This window comes from Caballeronia sp. DA-9 (assembly GCF_051615025.1).
Classification (GTDB): Bacteria; Pseudomonadota; Gammaproteobacteria; order Burkholderiales; family Burkholderiaceae; genus Caballeronia; species Caballeronia sordidicola.
This window is the reverse complement of sequence record NZ_CP195132.1, coordinates 1,678,742-1,696,741: the sequence shown is the minus strand read 5'-3', so window position 1 is coordinate 1,696,741 and position 18,000 is coordinate 1,678,742. Positions and strand designations below refer to the sequence as shown.

The window sequence follows — 18,000 nt, the reverse complement described above, 5'->3', positions numbered from 1 at the left end:
TCAGGCCGCTCCGTCCAGCGCCTTCAACGCTTTCACGAAGAAATCCTTCGCGCCGAAATTGCCGGACTTCAATGCAAGACCAACGGGTTCATCGCCAATGGATTGCGTCGCGGGCACGCCCGGATCGATCTGTGCGCCAATGCGCAACGACTTCACGCCCAGCGCCTGCACCACGGCGCCCGAGGTCTCGCCACCCGCAACCACGAACTTGCGCACGCCGGCATCGCGCAGCTTCCATGCGATCGATGCCAACGCCTGCTCGACCAGATGCCCCGCTTTTTCTACGCCGAGTTCCTTCTGCACGGCCTTCACTTCGTCGGGCGTCGATGTGGCATAGATCAGCACGGGTTGTGGGGAATGCTCCGCTGCAAATGCGAGCGCCTGTTCCACAACAGGCTCGCCGCGCGAAAGCGCGAGCGGATCGATGCGAAAGCCCGGCTTTGTCTCGCGCCACGCTGCGACCTGTTCGTTGGTCGCCTTCGATGCACTGCCTGCCAGCACGACCGATCGTCCTTCCATCTTCGGCAAACCGGCTGCGTGTTCTGCCTCGGCCAAACCATTCGTCGCGCGGAAATTGTGCGGCAAGCCAAGCGCAATGCCCGACCCTCCCGTGATCAGTTTCAGTTCCGAACACGCTTCGCCGAGCACATGAAGATCGGCATCGGAAATGGCATCGGCGATGGCAAGCCGCACGCCATCGCGCTTCAATGCCGCGATCTTTTCGCGCACGGCTTGCGCGCCTTTCGCAATCACGTCATACGCTACGAGTCCGACCTTCGATTTTGTCTGCTGCTGCAACACGCGCACGAGATTCGCGTCGGTCATTGGTGTGAGCGGATGATTCTGCATACCGGACTCGTTCAACAGCACATCGCCGACAAACAAATATCCGCGATAAATCGTGCGCCCATTCTCAGGAAACGCGGGACATGCGATTGTGAAGTCGTCACCGAGTGCATCGAGCAATGCATCCGCGACCGGACCTATGTTGCCGTGAGCGGTGGAATCGAAAGTGGAGCAGTACTTGAACAGGAACTGCCGGCAACCTTGCGCGCGCAGCCATTCGAGCGCGGCCAGCGACTGCGCGATTGCGTCCGCTGCGGCAATTGTGCGTGACTTCAAGGCGACGATCAGCGCGTCGGCTTCGATTGCCGTATCCGTCTGCGGCACGCCTATGGTCTGCACCGCGCGCATGCCGCCGCGCACGAGCATGTTGGCAAGGTCGGTCGCACCGGTGAAGTCGTCGGCAATGCAGCCTAGCAGGGCTTGGGTCATCACTTCGCTCCTTTCGGCACATCGATGCCTGGGAAAATCTTGATTACCGCCGAGTCGTCCTCGCCGCCGTGTCCGGCCGTGGACGCCATCATGAACATCTGATGCGCGGCCGCGGATAACGGCAGCGGAAATTTGGAAGCGCGCGCAGTATCGAGAACGAGGCCGAGATCCTTGACGAAGATATCGACGGCGGAAAGCGGCGTGTAGTCGCCAGCGAGAATATGCGGTACGCGGTTCTCGAACATCCATGAGTTGCCTGCGCTATGCGTGATGACGTCGTAGAGCGCGTCGGCGTCCACGCCCTCGCGCAGGCCAAGCGCCATGGCTTCGGCGGCCGCGGCAATATGCACGCCGGCAAGCAACTGGTTGATGATCTTGACCTTCGATCCCTTGCCGTGTGTTTCGCCCAATCTGTACACCTTGCCCGCAATCGCCCCGAGCACGTCCTCACATGCGGCATATGCGGCAGCGGGACCGGAGGTCATCATCGTCATTTCGGCCGATGCCGCGCGGGCGGCGCCCCCCGACAAAGGCGCGTCCAGCATCTGGAGACCGGCCGCCTCCACGCGCTTTCCCAGTTCAATCGCAAACGCCGGAGACACCGTCGCGCATGCGAGCACAACGCCGCCACGCTTCATCGATGCAACCGCGCCCGGTTGTGTGTCAGTGCCGAACAGCACGGCCTCCGTCTGCGCCGCGTTGACCACAACCGTGACCACTGCGTCGCAGTGACTGCCCAATTCCGCAGGCGTGGCACACGCGATTCCGCCCTCACTTGCAAAGGCTTCGAGCACTTGCGCACGCACATCGCACACGTGCACCTTGAAGCCCGCGCGCAATAGCGAGCGAGCGACGCCCAGACCCATGGCGCCCAGGCCGATCACCCCTACGTTTCTCGACATTTCGTCATCCTCATAATAGCTCTGTCAGCAGATGCCGGCTTCCGCGAGGCGGCGAGCGGCGTTGTACAGGTGAGTCTGAGCGGCGCTGCGTGCGGCGAGCGGATCGCGTGCGCGAAGGGCGGCGGCAATGCGCGCATGCTCCTCACGCACTTGCCGCGAAAAATCCTCGCGCAGCGCTTCATTGCGGCGCGTGACCAGCGTGCCGGCCTCAAGATACTGATTCAAGAAAGCGAGCGTGGTCAGGAAGTAGGGATTGCCCGTGGCGCTCGCGATCGCGCGATGAAACTCCACGTCCTCGGTAACACCGTCGTTGCCTTGCGCCACAGCGACATCGATTTGCGCCAGCTTGGCTTCAATGATGTCCATCTGTTCGTCGGTCCGGCGCATGGCCGCTTCGGCTGCCACTTCTGCCTCAATAGCGCGCCGCAGCGCCAATATCTGCACGACCGCGCCCGGCTCGACCGCCTGCGCGTAATCAATGCGCAGCGGCCGGATGCCCGCTCGCTCGACAATGAAAACGCCGCTGCCTTGCCGCGGCTCAACCATGCCTTCGTTCTTGAGCCGGGAAATCGCTTCGCGCACGACGGTCCGGCTGACGCCGAATTCCTGCGCCAGCACGGCTTCGGTCGGCAGTTTGCCGGTGCTGGCGAAACCACCCTTTTCGATTTGAAGCAAGAGCTGTTGCGCGACGGAATCGCTCAGCGCCCGTGCTGGAATTTTCTCGAACATGACCGCAACGAATCAGATTTGTTAGGTGATGTGGTTATCATACAAATTTTTAATGTATCGGAGATACTGGAGAAAACCCTCGGCGCGAGACGCCAACACTAAACGAATTGCGCAAAACCAGCGAGAACATTGAGATATGTGACGCTGCATCACTGACCCGGATTCTGACTCGCAGCGCTCTGTTTCAGAGCCGTTGGATGATCCGCCGTAATTGCGCCCGGCGTCGGTTCCCGTATTGAGCCGTCCCTCGGCGGCATGGACCGCCGGATAGTTGATGTCTCTCGATGCCGGGTGTATCCCGCTTGTTCGACGCGAGTCAGGTCAGCCCTGACCTGGCCGCGTGTGACGGATCCCCGTATTCGTGGTGTCGGCCTGCAAACGCGAAGGGAGGAACTGCGATGACGGCGACAGCAATAGCAGCGCAGATCGACGTTTTCATGATCCTTACATTTTAGTGTGAGTGAAACGACAACCTGACGTGCTTTCACTGAGCCATACCTTCCATCATTTTGCGCGTGCGACCATAGGCTTAGGCTGACGCCAGGATTACAAGCGCGTCATTTGCGCTGCGCCGCCCTGCGGACGTTTCACAACGCTGCTTTTAATTCAGTCGGGAACTCGCGAATAAGGGTGGCGCAGACGCACTCCGGCCATCCCAACGCACAATCGAAAAACGTTGCGGTGGCGCAATCTGCCGTGTGATCGTCGCAATGGATTGAGTAAGAACGCTTCGGAAAACTGAACGATGACCAAACCCGTATGAGATCGCGAAAACAGGCCCGGGATGCGCGAAAAATTGCTTGAAGCGGATGCGCTTCAGTCCGAAACTAAGATCAGACGAAACTTTCGGATAGCTGACTATGTGGCACAAATGGCTCAAGGAGCGAAGCAAACGAACCGCCGTGTGGATAAAGGTATGTGGATCTTTCGTCCTGACCTCATGCATTGCTCCCCCCGTCTTCGCCGACTGCAACGTGTACGGTGGCGGCCCGTCCGGCATTGCCACCATTACACTTCCCGCAAACCTAAACATTGCGCGTGATGCCATTGGAACGATCCTCTTCGATAGTAACTGGGTCGCAACAACTGTGGTGAGGCCCAACTGTTCAGGTACTGGAACCATCACCGCCGGTTATCTCGCACCTTTGGTCCCCGTTCCCGGACAAGCGAATGTCTACAAAACAGGAGTCGACGGAATCGGAATAAAGGTAGGCTGGCTGAATACGGTAGTTAACGTGGGCTCATATAGTATTGACGGGGGCAAGATGGTGACGTCACCAGCCTCGAACGTAGCAACGTACATTGCAGGCCTTCAGGGCAACATGGGATACTTTCGGGCGCAACTCATCAAGGTCGGACCCATATCGGCGGGGAATTTCAATCTTCCGGTCAAGCTGGCGAACGGAGTCTACGGCTCGGCGGAGATCAACGCATTGCAGTTGGTCAATAACACTGCATCGGTCGTAGCACCCGCATGTTCTATACAGGACTCCATAAAATCAGTAACAATGCCGGTGGGGTCAGGGCGCTACCTCTCAGCCGTAGGATCAACAACGGGCGATACGGGCTTCAGCATTTCACTCAATTGCCCTACCCCGGTCTCCATATCAATGACTTTCACCGACGCCACCAATCCAGACAACGTCGGCACCACTCTTTCTCTTTCAAGCGACTCCACAGCCAAAGGCGTCGGTTATCAGATCTTGTACACCAACAAGGTGATTAACTACGGCCCCGATTCGTCAATTGCCAATAACGTCAACCAGTTCAGCGTGGCACCGGCCGGCACCGTGGGCGCGTTAATCATTCCTTTCATCGCGCGTTACGTGCGTACCGGCGCGATTACTCCCGGATCGGCCAATGCGAAAGCAACGTTCACGATGAGTTACCAATAGCGGGATGCTGCGCCCCCGCAACTTCAAGCAGCCAACATGCGCACTGCGGCATCAGCACCACCCGCGCCACCCTGAAGACACCAACCGCATCGTGCAGACTGTTGGCCTGATCCCCCATGGCTTGCGCGGCGGCCGTGGCTGCTCGACCAGTGGGGCGTTCTCCAAAGATTCGCAAACACACAAATGAGCCGGGACCGGCACGGCAATGCTCGCCCTGTAAGGTTACCGAAACAAAGTCACGCTTTGGTTTGTAAGCCATCGCATTGAAGCCTTTGGTGTGCCGTCTCTGTCATGACATCCGTTTCGATGCCATGAGACACAAGGGGAAATCGGTTCTATCCCTCTATTTAAAGGCCGGAAACGTGCAGAGAAAATTGCGGTCCAACCGGGGCTCGAAACTCCAAGGCTGATTAACGGCCCACGCGCGGCATTCTTTAATGCGGCGATCGTTTGAGAATTTTTTTCAATCGATGGGAATAGCCGGGAAGCGGCAGTGTTAGCACTTGCACGTACCACTTATATCCCGGAGTTTTAAAATGAAGGTTCCTGCAAAATTATTCGTGTCGCTGATCGCAAGCGCATTGGTTTCAACCGGCGCACTCGCGCAGCAAACACAGCAAGCGCAGGATCAGTCCGCTGCGCCCGCTGCCATGACCGCGTCCGCTGCCGCTCATGGGCCGATCAAGAACATCGTGCTCGTGCATGGCGCATTCGTGGGCGGAGCGGGATGGCGGCCTGTCTACGACATCCTGACCAAGGACGGTTATCACGTGAGCCTCGTTCAGGAGCCCTTGACATCGTTCGGGGAAGACGTCACCGCGGCCAGGCGAGTCCTGGACCGGCAGGACGGTCCGGCCGTGCTCGTGGGTCACAGCTATGGTGGCGCAATCATCACGGAAGCCGGCAACGATCCTCATGTGAAGGCGCTCGTCTACATCGCGGCGCATGCGCTCGACGTGGGTGAAACCGAAGTGAGCAACGGCAAGAAGTATCCGAACTCGACCAAGGCCGTGGTGAAGACGCCGGACGGTTTCCTGTTCCTGAACCCGGCCGATTACCCCGCTGACTTCGCCGCAGACCTTCCGCTCAAGCAAGCCCAGTTCGAAGCGAATGCGCAGATGCCCACGGCGGCGTCGGTCTTCACTGGCGAGATCGCCGACCCGGCATGGAAGACAAAGCCGAGCTGGTACATGGTCGCGAAGGCGGACAAGATCATCAACCCGGATCTGGAACGCATGTACGCCGCGCGCGCCCATAGCCATACCGTCGAAATTCCGGGGGCGAGCCACTCGGTTTACGAATCGCATCCGAAAGAAGTGGCAGCGTTGATCGAACAGGCTGCACAGCACGCGCAGGATCAGAGCTAGGCGTTCGCACGACGAACAACGACACGCGATGCAAACATGTACAGGGCTTGCATCGCGTGATACGGTCTTGTCAGAATTGCCCATAAAAATGCAAAACTGAATTGCCGTTTTCGGAAAGTCCTCCGCACGGCGCGGCTGCGCGCCATGGCGTGATGGTGCGCAGCCGGATAAAACGTAATTGGCGTTGAGCCACGCGCGCTTTTGAGATAAATTAAAAACAACTCGCGTTCTCCACGAAAGTTGTTGCCAAACATTTTCAGCGAGCCAGGGGTGGCAAGTACACTTGCAGCCCCGCTTCAAATACTTTCGCGTGATGGCATGCATGTTCAGGCCATCATTCGTACATCGCTTCACCTTGCGGGTTTATTGGCCGCCCAGCGCCAACGTCGCAATATCATCGTTGCTCGCTTCGGTTTCAATTTCAGCAAACCCCATCCGCCTGTACCACCCGTATGCGACCTCGTTGCAGCGAAAGACGTGCAGGTAAAGCGGCCTCCCCAGCTTATCCGATAACAACAGCACGTCGCCAAGCAACTGGCGGCCGATGGCTTGCCGCTGCATCGCGGGCACAATGCACAGCATGCGCAGCCACACCAGGTCCGGTTCGACCTCCCAGTGAACGAACCCGCAGCGCTCGCCTCCCCGCAGCGCAATGCTGCATGATCCTTGCCGAAGGCTTTTCGCGAATCCGTTTCGTTGCGCGTGCTCGTCCCAACCGGTCGCGCGCGTAACGAAACCAATCATGGTTTGCTTGTAGGTCTCGTACAACCACGCCGAGTCCGCCGATACAGCCTGCCGTATGTCAAGGTTCATTTGTTTAAAAGCAGGTTCACTGTCCTATAGAATAGTGCGTTTTGCCCGGATGCCTATGTGGTTCAAGAACCTTCAGATTCATCGCCTTCCGGCCCCCTGGGCCGTCACTCCCGAACAAATCGAAAAGTGGCTTACGCCTCATGCGTTCCAGCCCGGCGGCGGCGTGGAAATGCAAAGCCACGGCTGGGCGTCGCCGCGTGATAATGGCTCGCTTGTCTACGCCAACAACCGCCAGATGCTGCTCGTCGCGCGTGCGGAAAAGAAGCTGCTGCCGGCGTCGGTGGTGACACAGTTCGTCAAGGAACGCGCCGCCGAACTCGAAGAGCAGCAGGGATTCAAGCCCGGCCGCAAGCAAATGCGCGAACTCAAGGAGCAAGTCACCGACGAACTTCTGCCGCGCGCTTTCAGCATTCGTCGCGACACGCGGGTGTGGATCGATACAGTGAACGGCTGGCTTGTCATCGATGCCGCGTCGCCCACGCTCGCGGACGACATCCTCGGCCTGCTCGTGAAATCTATCGATCAACTGCCGCTTTCAAGCGTGCGTGCAGCCATGGCGCCGGTCGCGGCAATGACCGACTGGCTGCTCTCCGGCGAAGCGCCGGGCGGCTTTTCGCTCGATCAGGACACGGAGCTGCGCGCAAGCGGCGAGGGTAACGCCACGGTGCGTTATGTCGGCCATGCGCTCGAGATCGACGACATGCGCCGCCACATAGAAGCGGGCAAACAATGCATGCGCCTCGCAATGACGTGGCGGGACAGGATCTCGTTCGTGCTGACGCCATCGCTCACCATCAAGCGCGTTACGCCGCTCGACGTCATCAAGGACGCAGCCGATCCGACCGCGCACAACGACGACGAAGTCTTCGATTCCGACTTCACGCTGATGACAGGTGAACTGGCGAAGATGCTCGCGGATATCATCGATGCGCTTGGCGGTGAGCAGGACACGCTATCCAAAGCCGCCGCGTGAACGCTTAGTCCGGTATTGAAACCGCCTTGACGACAACCTGCGATCTCGTGTCCCGTGCAATGCGTTTCAACACCGGCTGCATGGCGGCGAACTCGGCGGCCGAGCACACTTGCTTGCCGAAGTTCGCCTGCATATGACGCTCGGCCTGAAGCGTGCTGGTCGCGGGATCGAAGACATAGCGCGATGAGTATGTGAGGAACGTGTCGGCTATGTTGGTATCGGCGGGAAGGTCGGTCACCCGAACGGTCTTTGGAAGGCTGAGCTGCGCAACTTCGTTGAAGCTGCCGCCCGTGCATACGAACGGTTGCGTGCGAACGCGTTCGGCAAGCAGGTAATCGACCTGCGAGGCTATGCCACCCGACAGGCTCGTCAACGCCGGCAACGCCGTGGTTCCGGTTGGCCATACAACATCGTCCAGCGTGCCGCGCAACGTGGTTGTCACGGGCGTACCCGTGGCGTCCAGGTCGCTCGCCGTGAGGCTTGCCGTGCCGCGCAGCCCTGTTGCACGCAGGCGGGCATCGGCAATCTGGTGGCGGCGTTGAGGCGCGGCGTGCCGCAGGTTCGCGCGCTCGGGGCCGGCGCTCCATCCGCCATCTTCCACCTGCGACGAAAACGACGCCGATCCATCCGGCGCGACCGCGATCTGCAACCGCACATTGCGCGATAACGGCTGCGCGGACGGCGTGCGCGAGAGCGTGCCATCGCCAACAAGCAACACCGGACGATCCATTTCCGCAAGCGGCAAATATCCGAACTCGACCGTGGAAGCCGTGGCGTCGGCATACATCCCAAGACCCGGAAGCCACGTGATGATGTGATTGATCGCGGCCGCGCCATAACCGGGCACCGAGGGCAGCGTGTACACCGATCCGAGCGCAATCAGCGCGGGCTGGTTCTCGATACCCACCGCCGACAACAACGCGCCATACAGCGCAACATAGTCCTTGCAGTCCCCATAGCGGTTCGCGAGAATCTCCGTCGCCTTGTGCGGCACCGCCGGACTTTGCCCGATATAAAGCGATACGTAGCGGATATTGTGACGAACCCAGTCATAGAGTGTCGCCGCCTTTTCGCGCGGGCCGGCGTCGTTACGTGTCAGCGACTCGGCCAGGTTACGAATGGGGGGATCGTTTGCGCTCGGGTCAATCGCGGCATCGCGATAACTCGCCGCAAAGCTTTTGTAGTCGGCAAAGGTCGACACCATCAAGCGGTCGCCATATTGCACATATCCAACCGCACCGGCTTCGACGCGGTCGTAATGCAGGTCGCTATAAGTGAATTCGTAGCGCGTGCGGCCGTTGCGCGTCACCGCGGGCAAGGCCGTGTAGCCGCGTGCATCGGCGTAAAGCGGCTTGCCTTCGGGCAGATCGAAGATCAGCGTCTGGCTTTGTACCGGGCCGCGGCTCGGTTCCACGAAATAGTCGAACTGGCCGGGAATGACGGACTTCGACAGCGTCTTGTGAAAGCGCAGATGCACGGTCGAGCCGGCATCGACGGCAGGAAAGATCACGGCTTTCAGGCGCGCATCGGCGAAGGTGGGCGCACCCGCCGAACGCGGCTCCTGGATTTCGCGGATCTGGTCGGGCGACGTCGTGGCGGACGCCGTCCGCGCTGACGGAATACGCCTCGCTGATTTGAACCGTCGACGTGGATTTGTCGAACCAGATATAGCGCTGCGCAATATCGCCGATACCCGCCGCTGTGTTCGCCTTGAGCGTGGTTTCGTCGTCCTCGGTGAGCGAGCCATCTTCGGCCACGACGAAGACATGCACGTCGCGGATGGTGGTCGACGGCTGCTCGGTTTCCATGGCATCGGCCGCGAAAGCGGGGCGAAGCATGCACGCGAGCAATGCCGCAAGCAGTAGACGGGAAGTCATGAACCTGGTAGCGCTCCGCCTCGGAATTGGACGCTCGAATCGTACCGTATGCCAGTGCGTAGATACACGAGGCCGCATATCCTGGCGGTTTTTCAGCGATGCGTCGCGTGAATCATCCTTCGTTCAAGCGCTCGGTCAGCGCCATGGCCGCCGCAGGGTTATGCGCCTTGAATCCGCTGATCACGTAGAGATAGACGTCGCGAGCGGTATCTTCGGGAGCCGTCTTCGCGGCTGTTTCGAGTCCTTTCGGTGTAGCGCCCGATGACCATTCGCGTGCGCGTTTGGCCCACAAATCGAGCGCGGCTTTGTCGTAACCCTGCGCCTGATCTTCGGTCGTCCCCATGATGCGTGCATAGACGAACGGCGCTGTGACATCGGCGATCTGCGGGTAATGCGAATCGCCCGACATGACAATCGCAACACCGTATTTTCGAGCCAGCGCTATGAACGCTTCGTCGCGGAAACTTTCGTGCCGCACTTCCACCGCATGACGGATCGCATGCCCCTCCACTTTCGCGGGCAGGAGCTTGAGAAAGCCCTCGAAGTCGTCGGCATCGAATTGTTTGGTCGGGGCAAATTGCCAGTTGATTGGACCGAGTTTGTCCTGCAGTTCCAGCACGCCGCTCGACAGGAAACGCTCGACGGATTCGCCGGCTTCGGAAAGCACTCGCCGATGCGTGGAAAAGCGCGGCGCCTTCAACGAGAACACAAAGCCGTCGGGCGTCTCGTCGCGCCACTTCGCGAACGTTGCCGGTTTCTGCGAGCCGTAGAACGTGCCGTTGATTTCAATGGAATTCAGCTTCCGGCTTGCATATTCGAGTTCACGCTTTTGCACGAGGTCTTTCGGGTAGAAAAGTCCGCGCCACGGTTCGAATGTCCAGCCGCCAATGCCGACCCGGATCACGCCTGCGTTCTTCTTCGGTGCTTTGACTGCGACCGTCTTCTTTGCCGCCGTGGTTTTCACCGCTGTCTTTCGCGTTGCCATGAACCCTCCTCACCGTGCCGTCGATGCGCTCAAGTGTATCGAATCGGCGGCCGACGCGTTCAGGCGTTATCGCGGGGAATTGGCGTGCACGGCGAATCCGGCGTATTCGCGTTCCAGAAATGGCGCGGCGTGCTCCAGCAGGAAGCGCCGAAACGCAATGCATGTCGGCGATAAACGCTTCGAGCGCAAGTGCACGATCTGCCAGGTGCGCTCGACCGGCGTGCCGTTGACATCGAGCAATGCTAGCTCATTCGAACGCAGTTCGAGCGCAAGCGTATGCAGCGAAATAAGGCTCACGCCCATGCCTGCCATCACGGCCTGCTTGATGCTCTCGTTGCTGCCAAGCGTCACGCTGCGCGCCGGCATGAACAGGTGTTGCCTGAACATCTGCTCGCTGACCGCGCGCGTGCCCGACCCCGGTTCCCGCAACAGGAACGTATCGCCCGCAAGTTCCTGCAGGTCGAACCGCCGCGCGTTGCAAAGCGGATGATCGACCGGGCAGATAAGCACATGCGGATGATAGGCAAGCGGCTCGGCGGTCGTGCCCAGTTCGGGAGGCGGCCTTCCCATGATGGCGATATCGGTGGCGTTATCCTGAAGCTGGCGCAGCAGCGTCTCGCGATTGCCCACGGAAAACCGTACATCGACTCGCGGATACTGGCGCGAATAGGCTGCGAGCAACTTCGGCGCAAAGTAAGTGGCAGAACTTACGATACTCACGGCAATCGATCCGCTATCCGCGAGCGACAACGAAGTCATTGCGTCTTCGGCATCCTTGATCTCGCCAAGTATCCTGCTTGCGTGATGCGACAGCCGCTCTCCAGCTTCGGTCAACGTCAGCTTGCGCGCAACGCGCTCGAAAAGCGGCAGGCCAACCGCTTCTTCGAGCTGACGGATCTGCATTGAAATGGCCGGCTGCGTCAGATGCAACTCTTCCGCCGCGCGCGCGAAGCTCGGATACCGGCATGCGATCACGAATATCTGCAACTGCCGCAAGGTCAGCGAGCGAATGAAGTTCACATTAGGCGGCCGTCGTGCAGGACGGCAAGTTCAGACAAGCGCCGCAGCTTAAGCTCACGTGCGTTCAGTTGCTGGCGCGCGGCGCGTTCGCGGACTTGTCGGGCATTTTCTTGCCCGGCGGCGGCGTCAAACTGCGCAACGCACCCTGATAGCTGAGCGTCTCGATCTGCACCGGATGGGAGAAATCATTGTTCGATCCCGGCACTTCCGTGCGAATCAGCAGGACCTGGCCCGGCACCGCGTCCGACATTACGAAGGTATAGCGCTTGCCCACGTACTGCGAAAAACGCGAACCGTTCGGGTCGTCGAGATAAGGCTGGATCACGATTTGCCGCGCGTTCACCTTCTTGCCCTGGGCGTCGCGCGTGACCGCTGTAATGGCAGGGTTCGCCGCCAGCGCAAGCCGTACCCGTCGTTGAAAATAGCGACGCTGGCCGCCGGTCAGTTGCTGCATTTCAGCGACATCGTGTTCGAGGAAATACAGGATCACCGGATTGCACGGCAAGCCTTCGCCGGACATCTCCACCGGTCCTCGATGATCGGTAATACGCGCGTCGCCGTTGGCGTTATCGGCGCTGACGACGAGCACCTTGACCGTGTCCTTCTCCTTCGCGGGCGGACCAGATCGATCGACCGCGTAGTCGAGTTCCGTTTGAGGCTGAACGCCCTTCAGGTGCGTAGATAAAAACAGCAGCCGCTCAGCCGGTGCAATGTCGGCGGCTTCAGCGCTCGCGGCGCCGGGTGCATCGGCGGCGCGTGCGTGATCGAACGCAAGCACCGTGCACGCGCTCAACGCCGCCACGCTGCATGCGCGCCGAAAGCGGCTGATCAATGCTGTCATTTGGCGTTGGCCTGTGCAGGCGGCTTGTCGTTGATCGGCAGCAGCGGCACGTCGTAACTCGTGAGGATCTTGTCGATCTTCGCGTGATTCGCGCCGATCCAGTCGTCTATTTTTGTTTTCCATGGCGCTTCGCCATAGCGCACGCCCATTGAAATCTCATAGTCGAAGCGCGGACCCGGCGCGGGCGGGAACGGCACGAGCCTGACCTTGTTACCGGCCTGCTTCGCGAAGTATCCGGCTATGGGTCCCCACAGGAACACAACGTCCACGTTGCCCGCCGTGAGGTCGCGCTGGATCATTTCGCCCGGAAACTCGGCAGGGTCGCCGCTTTGCACCTTGTACGATACCGCTTGTTCGATCAGGTTATTGCCCAGCAGCCAGTCAACCGCGGGCGTGTTCGAGAAGATGCCAAGACGCAGCTTGCTCAACTGGTCAGGCGGCAACTTGAGAAGATCCGCCGGTGTTGTGATGGACGCAAACTCGGGCCTGTTGGGGAAGACCATCGCGTAGGTGGAGTGCAGCCATACGCGCGTGGTGGAAGTCATGTCGTAACCCTTCGGCACGCCTATCACAAGGTCGCATTTGTAGTCGTCGGTGTTGGGGATTTTTTCGCGCAACGTGCGGCGGATAAAGCCCATGCGCTGCGGAAAGAACGTGTATTCGACCTTGTAGCCGAAGTCGCTGGCCATCTGCTCGGCGATCCTGTTTTCGAAACCCTCGCCCTTGCTGTTCGACAAAGGCATGTTGTTCGGGTCGGCGCAGACACGCAGCACGCCGTCGGCCCCGTCGTTATGCGGCAGTGCGGGCCCCTCCGCATGTGCGCCGCCCGCGCCGAGAAATGCCACGGTAAGTATCGTCAGAACCGCACGCCTTGTATTGCCATCAGACATCGAACCCTCCGGTAAAGCGCGAACCATGCGCACGGTCACTTGGCGTCGATCGCCTGCAGGTCGCCCGGCTTGATCTTGCCGTCGGAGCGCCCTTTCAGATACGCATACAGGTTCTGCCAATTCTTCTGCATCATGGGGCTCGAACTGAAGTCGGGCATACCCTTGTCAAGGCGTCCCCCGAACACGGTCCGATGAAACTCATTGGTATCGAGGGTCTTGAACGCATCGATCAGAGACGGTCCCACCATGCCTTGCTGCTGCGCGCCGTGGCACCGTTCGCATGCGAGCGCACGCCAGGTTCTCCAGCCTTGCAGCGTGTTGTTGTCGACCTTGTTGCCGTCGACCACCTGATACGCGACCGGCTTCATCTGCGCCGGATCGGTCTGGGCGTAGGAAGCGGGCAACGCGACAAGCGCTATCGCCAGCGGCAAAAGTGTTCGGCCTTTCATTGCAAATGTCTCCTTCGTTTGGAGCGTGCGCGCCCAAGCGTCGGTAAGCTCGAGCGCAGTGCGGGATTGATGGTTCGGGATGGGGGACGCGTGCGGCAAGACTTTCGGCCAGCACGCGTCTGCACTCTCAAGTCTGGCGGACTGAAGCCGCCTCACGGCCTGCTACGGCAGGAATGAACTCGCGCTCAACTCGGGATGGCGAACACGAAGAGCGTGCCGCCAAGCGCGGTGTACTTCGCCAGTTCACGATACCCGCCGACCGCGCCCAGTCCTTCCGTGGACTTTTCAAGGCCCGCCGCCATGCCAATGCCCGCCCATCCGCCAATGCCCGAATAGACACCCACGAACTGCTTGCCCTGATACTGGTAGGTGAACACATTGCCGATGATTCCCGAAGGCGTCTTGAACTTCCACAGCTCCTTGCCATCCGAGATGCGCACGGCCTTCAGATAGCCTTCAAGCGTGCCGTAGAACGCAATGCCGCCAGCGGTCGCAAGCGCGCCCGACCACACCGAGAACTTCTCCGGCTTGGACCACGCAATCTTGCCCTTGCTCGCATCCCACGCAATGAAGTTGCCCATTGCACCCTTTTCGTTGGGGCCGGGATACATGGACAGCGTCGCGCCAACGTAAGGCTGGCCGGACACGTATTCGACCTCGAACGGCTCGTAGTCCATGCATACGTGATTGGTCGGCACCAGGAACAGGTTGCTCTTCGGATCGAAGGCGGCAGGTTGCTGGTCTTTCGATCCCAGCGCCGCTGGGCAGATGCCCTTGACGTTGTGATCGGGACCCGCTGCCTGCGTGGAATACGCGACGTTGCGAACCGGCAAGCCGCTCTTGAGATCCACGCGGTCAGCCCAGTTCACCGCCGGGTCGTACTTGTCGGCAACCAGCAACTGCCCTGTCTCGCGATTGAGCGTATAGCCGAACCCATTGCGATCAAAGTGGACGATGGCCGGCACCGTCTTGCCGTTCATCGGCAGGTCGGCAAGGATCATCTCGTTCACGCCGTCGTAGTCCCATTCGTCGTGCGGCGTCATCTGGTAGACCCATTTCGCCTTACCGGTATTCAGGTCGCGCGCGAAGATGGACATGGACCATTTGTTGTCGCCGGGACGTTGCGTCGGGTTCCATGTGCCGGGGTTCCCGGTGCCGTAGTACACCAGGTTCAGCTTCGGGTCCCACGCATACCAGCCCCAGGTCGTGCCGCCTCCCGACTTCCACTGATCGCCCTTCCAGCTCTTGAGCGACGAGTCCGCGCCGACCGGCGTCATCTTGCCGTCGGCCCAGGTCATGGTCTTGTCGGGGTCGAGCAGCATTTCGTTGTCGGGACCCGTGCTGTACGCTTTCCAGACTTCCTTGCCGGTCTTGATGTCGTACGCAATCAGGCGTCCGCGCACGCCGAATTCGCCGCCGGAAATACCCGTGAGCACCTTGTCGCCGAAGACGTGCGGCGCGTTGGTGTTGGTCTCTCCTGCCTTCGGATCGCCGTTTTGCGCGGTCCATTTCACTTCACCGGTCTTGGCGTCGAGCGCGACAAGTTTCGTGTCGGCCTGCTGCAGGAAGATCTTGCCGTCGCCATAAGCCAGGCCGCGGTTGACCGTGTCGCAGCACATCACCGATACCACCTGCGTGTCCTGCTTCGGTTCGTATTGCCACTGGAACGTCTGGTCCTTCAGACTGATCGCGATGACCTTGTTCGGGAATGGCGAGTGGATATACATGGTGTCGCCGATCACGAGCGGCGAACCTTCGTGACCGCGCAACACGCCGGTCGACATGGTCCAGGCAACCTGCATCTTCGCCACATTGCTTTCGTTGATCTGCTTGAGCGGGCTATAGCGGTGATTCGAGTAGTCACCTGCTTGAGCGGCCCAGTTCGATGTGTTCTTCATCGAGGCGTCGAGTTGCGAATCTGCCTGCGCCACAAAAGAGCTAAAGGCCGTTCCCGCAACCACCGCCAGTCCGAGAACCAGGGTGCGTAGTTTCATGTCTCCTCCAGAATGTGTTGCCGTCCGACTCAGGGATGACCCCACCGCCACGCTCCGGGCGCGCCTTCACCAGTGCAGGCAGCGAGCTTAAGCTCTGCCCGTTCAATGACGGGCTTCTGTGTGAAGACGAATTGCATATTCCATGCCGGGCAGCGAAACACCGGCTGGCGTCGTAGCCGGATGCGGCGCGCATGCCAATGGATGGCCCGGGGCAATGCCCGGCTCCGATACGCTTCATTCGGATTACGACACATACTGTGTCAAATCCGCGATACAGCCGATGCTACTGCGGCCGGCGGTTATGGTTGGAAGTCTGTGCAGTGCACCATGAAAAGGACCTGAACGTATCGCGCGGGAACCTCGTTTTCTGGCGCGTTGTTTGCACTTATCGAAGGATTGTTTTGCCCATTGGCCCTAAGGAGGGTATGCCATGACCAGCAAACAACCCGAGAAGACCTTCTCGGATGAAGAGATCCAGGCGCGCCTGAGCGGTCCGCTCAAGCACTGGTATATGGAAGACGGATGGCTGCGCCGCAAATACAAGACCGAAGGATGGAAAGGCACGTTGATGGTGGTGACAACGATCGGCCATCTTGCCGAGGCGGCGTGGCATCACCCGGACCTCACGGTGTCGTATGCATTCGTGGTCGTGAAGCTCAAGACGCATTCGGCCAAGGGCATCACAGACAAGGACTTCGCGCTCGCAACGAAGATCGAGGAAGTGATCCAGTGGCAGCCGGGACGCGAGGGCGGCGCGCTGGAAGGCACGCCATCGGACGATCAGCGCTTTCGCTATATCAAGTACGACGATGCCTGAAAGCACGTTGGTATGGCTCTTGCCTTGAAGCTCGACGGCTTTCGCCCACGACAACGAACCTGGGGACACGCAATGCAGTTGCCGTTCAATAGCTTGCGGGATCGCTTACCGCCGCTGTCGGCCGTCACCGTCGATGCTCCCGCGCGACTGCACCTCGGTTTTCTTGACCCGAACGCGTCGCTTGGGCGCGCGTTCGGGAGCATTGGCCTGGCCGTCGACGCGCCCGGCACCCGCATCACCGCGCGCCTTGCCGAAGAAGATGGCGTGACCGGCGCGCGCAGCGAGGCGCAGCGCGCGCGCATCGAACAGTATTTGAATCTGTTGCATGCCGCGTACAGCGCGCCACCCGTCGCCGTGCACGTGCATCACGCGCCGCGCGCGCACTCTGGTGTCGGCTCCGGCACGCAACTCGCGCTGGCGGTCGGCACCGCATTTGCGCGTCTGGCCGGGCGCACGCCGGCGAGCACCGAACTCGCGCGGCTGCTCGGACGCGGGGCGCGCTCGGGCATCGGCATGCTGGGCTTCGATCATGGCGGGCTGATTGTGGACGGCGGTCCCGGCGACCATAAACGTCCCCCGCCGATGCTTTCCCGCCAGGTGTTTCCGGACGCGTGGCGCGTACTGCTTATTGACGATACCCGCCGCGAAGGTCTTCACGGCGACGCCGAGCGGCACGCCCTCGCCGCGCTCGCGCCGTTCCCGCAAACGCTCGCCGCGCACCTCTGTCACCTGGTGCTGATGCGTGTCTTGCCCGGCATCGCCGAACACAATTTCGATGCGTTCGCCGAAGGTATCGGCGAAGTGCAGCAGACCATTGGCGAATACTTCGCGCCGGTCCAGGGCGGCGTGTTCTCGAGTCCCGCCGTGGCCGCCGCGCTCGATGCCGTCGATACACCCGGCATCGGGCAGACTTCGTGGGGTCCAACAGGCTTCGCGTTTTTCCGTAGCGTGCAAGACGCTCAGCAAGGCTTGAGCGCTGCCCTCGACGCAACCCGCGGCACGCCCGGCATTGCGTGCTCGGTGGTCGCGGCGGCGAACCGCGGCGGCGCAATTCATGCGACTCACGCAACTCACACGACTCGCACGCTCGGCATGCAGCGCTGCAAGACCGACTGCCCGTAGACGGATTCTCTTCATGGGCCGAGGCCCGCCGCTGACCAGACTACCCGAAAC

The 18,000-nt window shown here is 60.4% G+C and carries 15 protein-coding genes and 1 pseudogene; 5 read left to right on the top strand and 11 right to left on the bottom strand.

The features are described from left to right. The 3 genes from otnK to ACRWA7_RS13980 are packed head-to-tail and all read right to left on the bottom strand — an operon-like array spanning window position 1 to window position 2,906. Window positions 1-1,275 (bottom strand): 3-oxo-tetronate kinase, encoded by a 1,275-nt coding sequence (gene otnK, locus ACRWA7_RS13990; protein WP_438391508.1) that lies wholly within the window; start codon window positions 1,273-1,275, stop codon window positions 1-3. Beyond that, window positions 1,275-2,177 (bottom strand): L-threonate dehydrogenase, encoded by a 903-nt coding sequence (gene ltnD / locus ACRWA7_RS13985; RefSeq protein ID WP_438391507.1) that lies wholly within the window; start codon window positions 2,175-2,177, stop codon window positions 1,275-1,277. The genes otnK and ltnD overlap by 1 nt, the downstream gene beginning before the upstream one ends. A gap of 24 nt (window positions 2,178-2,201) precedes the next feature. After that, window positions 2,202-2,906: a FadR/GntR family transcriptional regulator gene (locus ACRWA7_RS13980; RefSeq protein ID WP_438391506.1), complete on the bottom strand. Its 705-nt coding sequence runs from the start codon at window positions 2,904-2,906 to the stop codon at window positions 2,202-2,204. 860 nt (window positions 2,907-3,766) lie between these two features. Here ACRWA7_RS13980 and ACRWA7_RS13975 point away from each other — a divergent pair. Continuing rightward, complete coding sequence (locus tag ACRWA7_RS13975) at window positions 3,767-4,801, top strand: fimbrial protein (protein WP_438391505.1); 1,035 nt, start codon at window positions 3,767-3,769, stop codon at window positions 4,799-4,801. A gap of 536 nt (window positions 4,802-5,337) precedes the next feature. Next, the gene (locus tag ACRWA7_RS13970) at window positions 5,338-6,168 is read left to right on the top strand and encodes an alpha/beta hydrolase (protein WP_438391504.1); all 831 of its coding nucleotides are present in this window, start codon (window positions 5,338-5,340) and stop codon (window positions 6,166-6,168) included. A 363-nt stretch (window positions 6,169-6,531) separates the two neighbouring features. On the opposite strand, the gene ACRWA7_RS13965 is transcribed toward ACRWA7_RS13970, so the two are convergent. Next, window positions 6,532-6,981, bottom strand: a complete 450-nt coding sequence (locus ACRWA7_RS13965) for a GNAT family N-acetyltransferase (RefSeq protein WP_438391503.1) — start codon at window positions 6,979-6,981, stop codon at window positions 6,532-6,534. Between the two features lie 55 nt (window positions 6,982-7,036). On the opposite strand from ACRWA7_RS13965, the gene ACRWA7_RS13960 reads away from it, so the two are divergent. After that, a complete protein-coding gene (locus tag ACRWA7_RS13960) occupies window positions 7,037-7,954 on the top strand; it encodes a recombination-associated protein RdgC (protein ID WP_438391502.1) in 918 nt (305 codons plus the stop codon). 4 nt (window positions 7,955-7,958) lie between these two features. Here the strand turns inward: ACRWA7_RS13960 and ACRWA7_RS13955 are convergent. From ACRWA7_RS13955 to ACRWA7_RS13925, 7 genes and pseudogenes are all read right to left on the bottom strand, one after another. After that, a pseudogene (locus tag ACRWA7_RS13955) lies at window positions 7,959-9,831 on the bottom strand (DUF3857 domain-containing transglutaminase family protein). Between the two features lie 112 nt (window positions 9,832-9,943). Further along, window positions 9,944-10,816, bottom strand: a complete 873-nt coding sequence (locus ACRWA7_RS13950; RefSeq protein ID WP_438391501.1) for a DUF72 domain-containing protein — start codon at window positions 10,814-10,816, stop codon at window positions 9,944-9,946. 66 nt (window positions 10,817-10,882) lie between these two features. Beyond that, window positions 10,883-11,836 (bottom strand): LysR substrate-binding domain-containing protein, encoded by a 954-nt coding sequence (locus ACRWA7_RS13945; RefSeq protein WP_438391500.1) that lies wholly within the window; start codon window positions 11,834-11,836, stop codon window positions 10,883-10,885. 64 nt (window positions 11,837-11,900) lie between these two features. After that, complete coding sequence (locus ACRWA7_RS13940) at window positions 11,901-12,677, bottom strand: hypothetical protein (RefSeq protein WP_438391499.1); 777 nt, start codon at window positions 12,675-12,677, stop codon at window positions 11,901-11,903. Beyond that, window positions 12,674-13,567, bottom strand: coding sequence for a substrate-binding domain-containing protein (locus ACRWA7_RS13935; RefSeq protein ID WP_438391498.1), 894 nt, complete (start codon window positions 13,565-13,567; stop codon window positions 12,674-12,676). The genes ACRWA7_RS13940 and ACRWA7_RS13935 overlap by 4 nt, the downstream gene beginning before the upstream one ends. Window positions 13,568-13,602: 35 nt before the next feature. Further along, window positions 13,603-14,016, bottom strand: coding sequence for a c-type cytochrome (locus ACRWA7_RS13930; protein ID WP_060818041.1), 414 nt, complete (start codon window positions 14,014-14,016; stop codon window positions 13,603-13,605). 185 nt (window positions 14,017-14,201) lie between these two features. After that, a complete protein-coding gene (locus ACRWA7_RS13925; RefSeq protein WP_060818040.1) occupies window positions 14,202-16,010 on the bottom strand; it encodes a methanol/ethanol family PQQ-dependent dehydrogenase in 1,809 nt (602 codons plus the stop codon). Between the two features lie 430 nt (window positions 16,011-16,440). On the opposite strand from ACRWA7_RS13925, the gene ACRWA7_RS13920 reads away from it, so the two are divergent. Together ACRWA7_RS13920 and ACRWA7_RS13915 are read left to right on the top strand one after the other, a co-directional pair. Next, the gene (locus tag ACRWA7_RS13920) at window positions 16,441-16,827 is read left to right on the top strand and encodes a 4a-hydroxytetrahydrobiopterin dehydratase (protein ID WP_438391497.1); all 387 of its coding nucleotides are present in this window, start codon (window positions 16,441-16,443) and stop codon (window positions 16,825-16,827) included. A gap of 72 nt (window positions 16,828-16,899) precedes the next feature. Then, complete coding sequence (locus ACRWA7_RS13915) at window positions 16,900-17,949, top strand: beta-ribofuranosylaminobenzene 5'-phosphate synthase family protein (protein WP_438392794.1); 1,050 nt, start codon at window positions 16,900-16,902, stop codon at window positions 17,947-17,949. The last annotated feature ends 51 nt before the right edge of the window (window positions 17,950-18,000 follow it).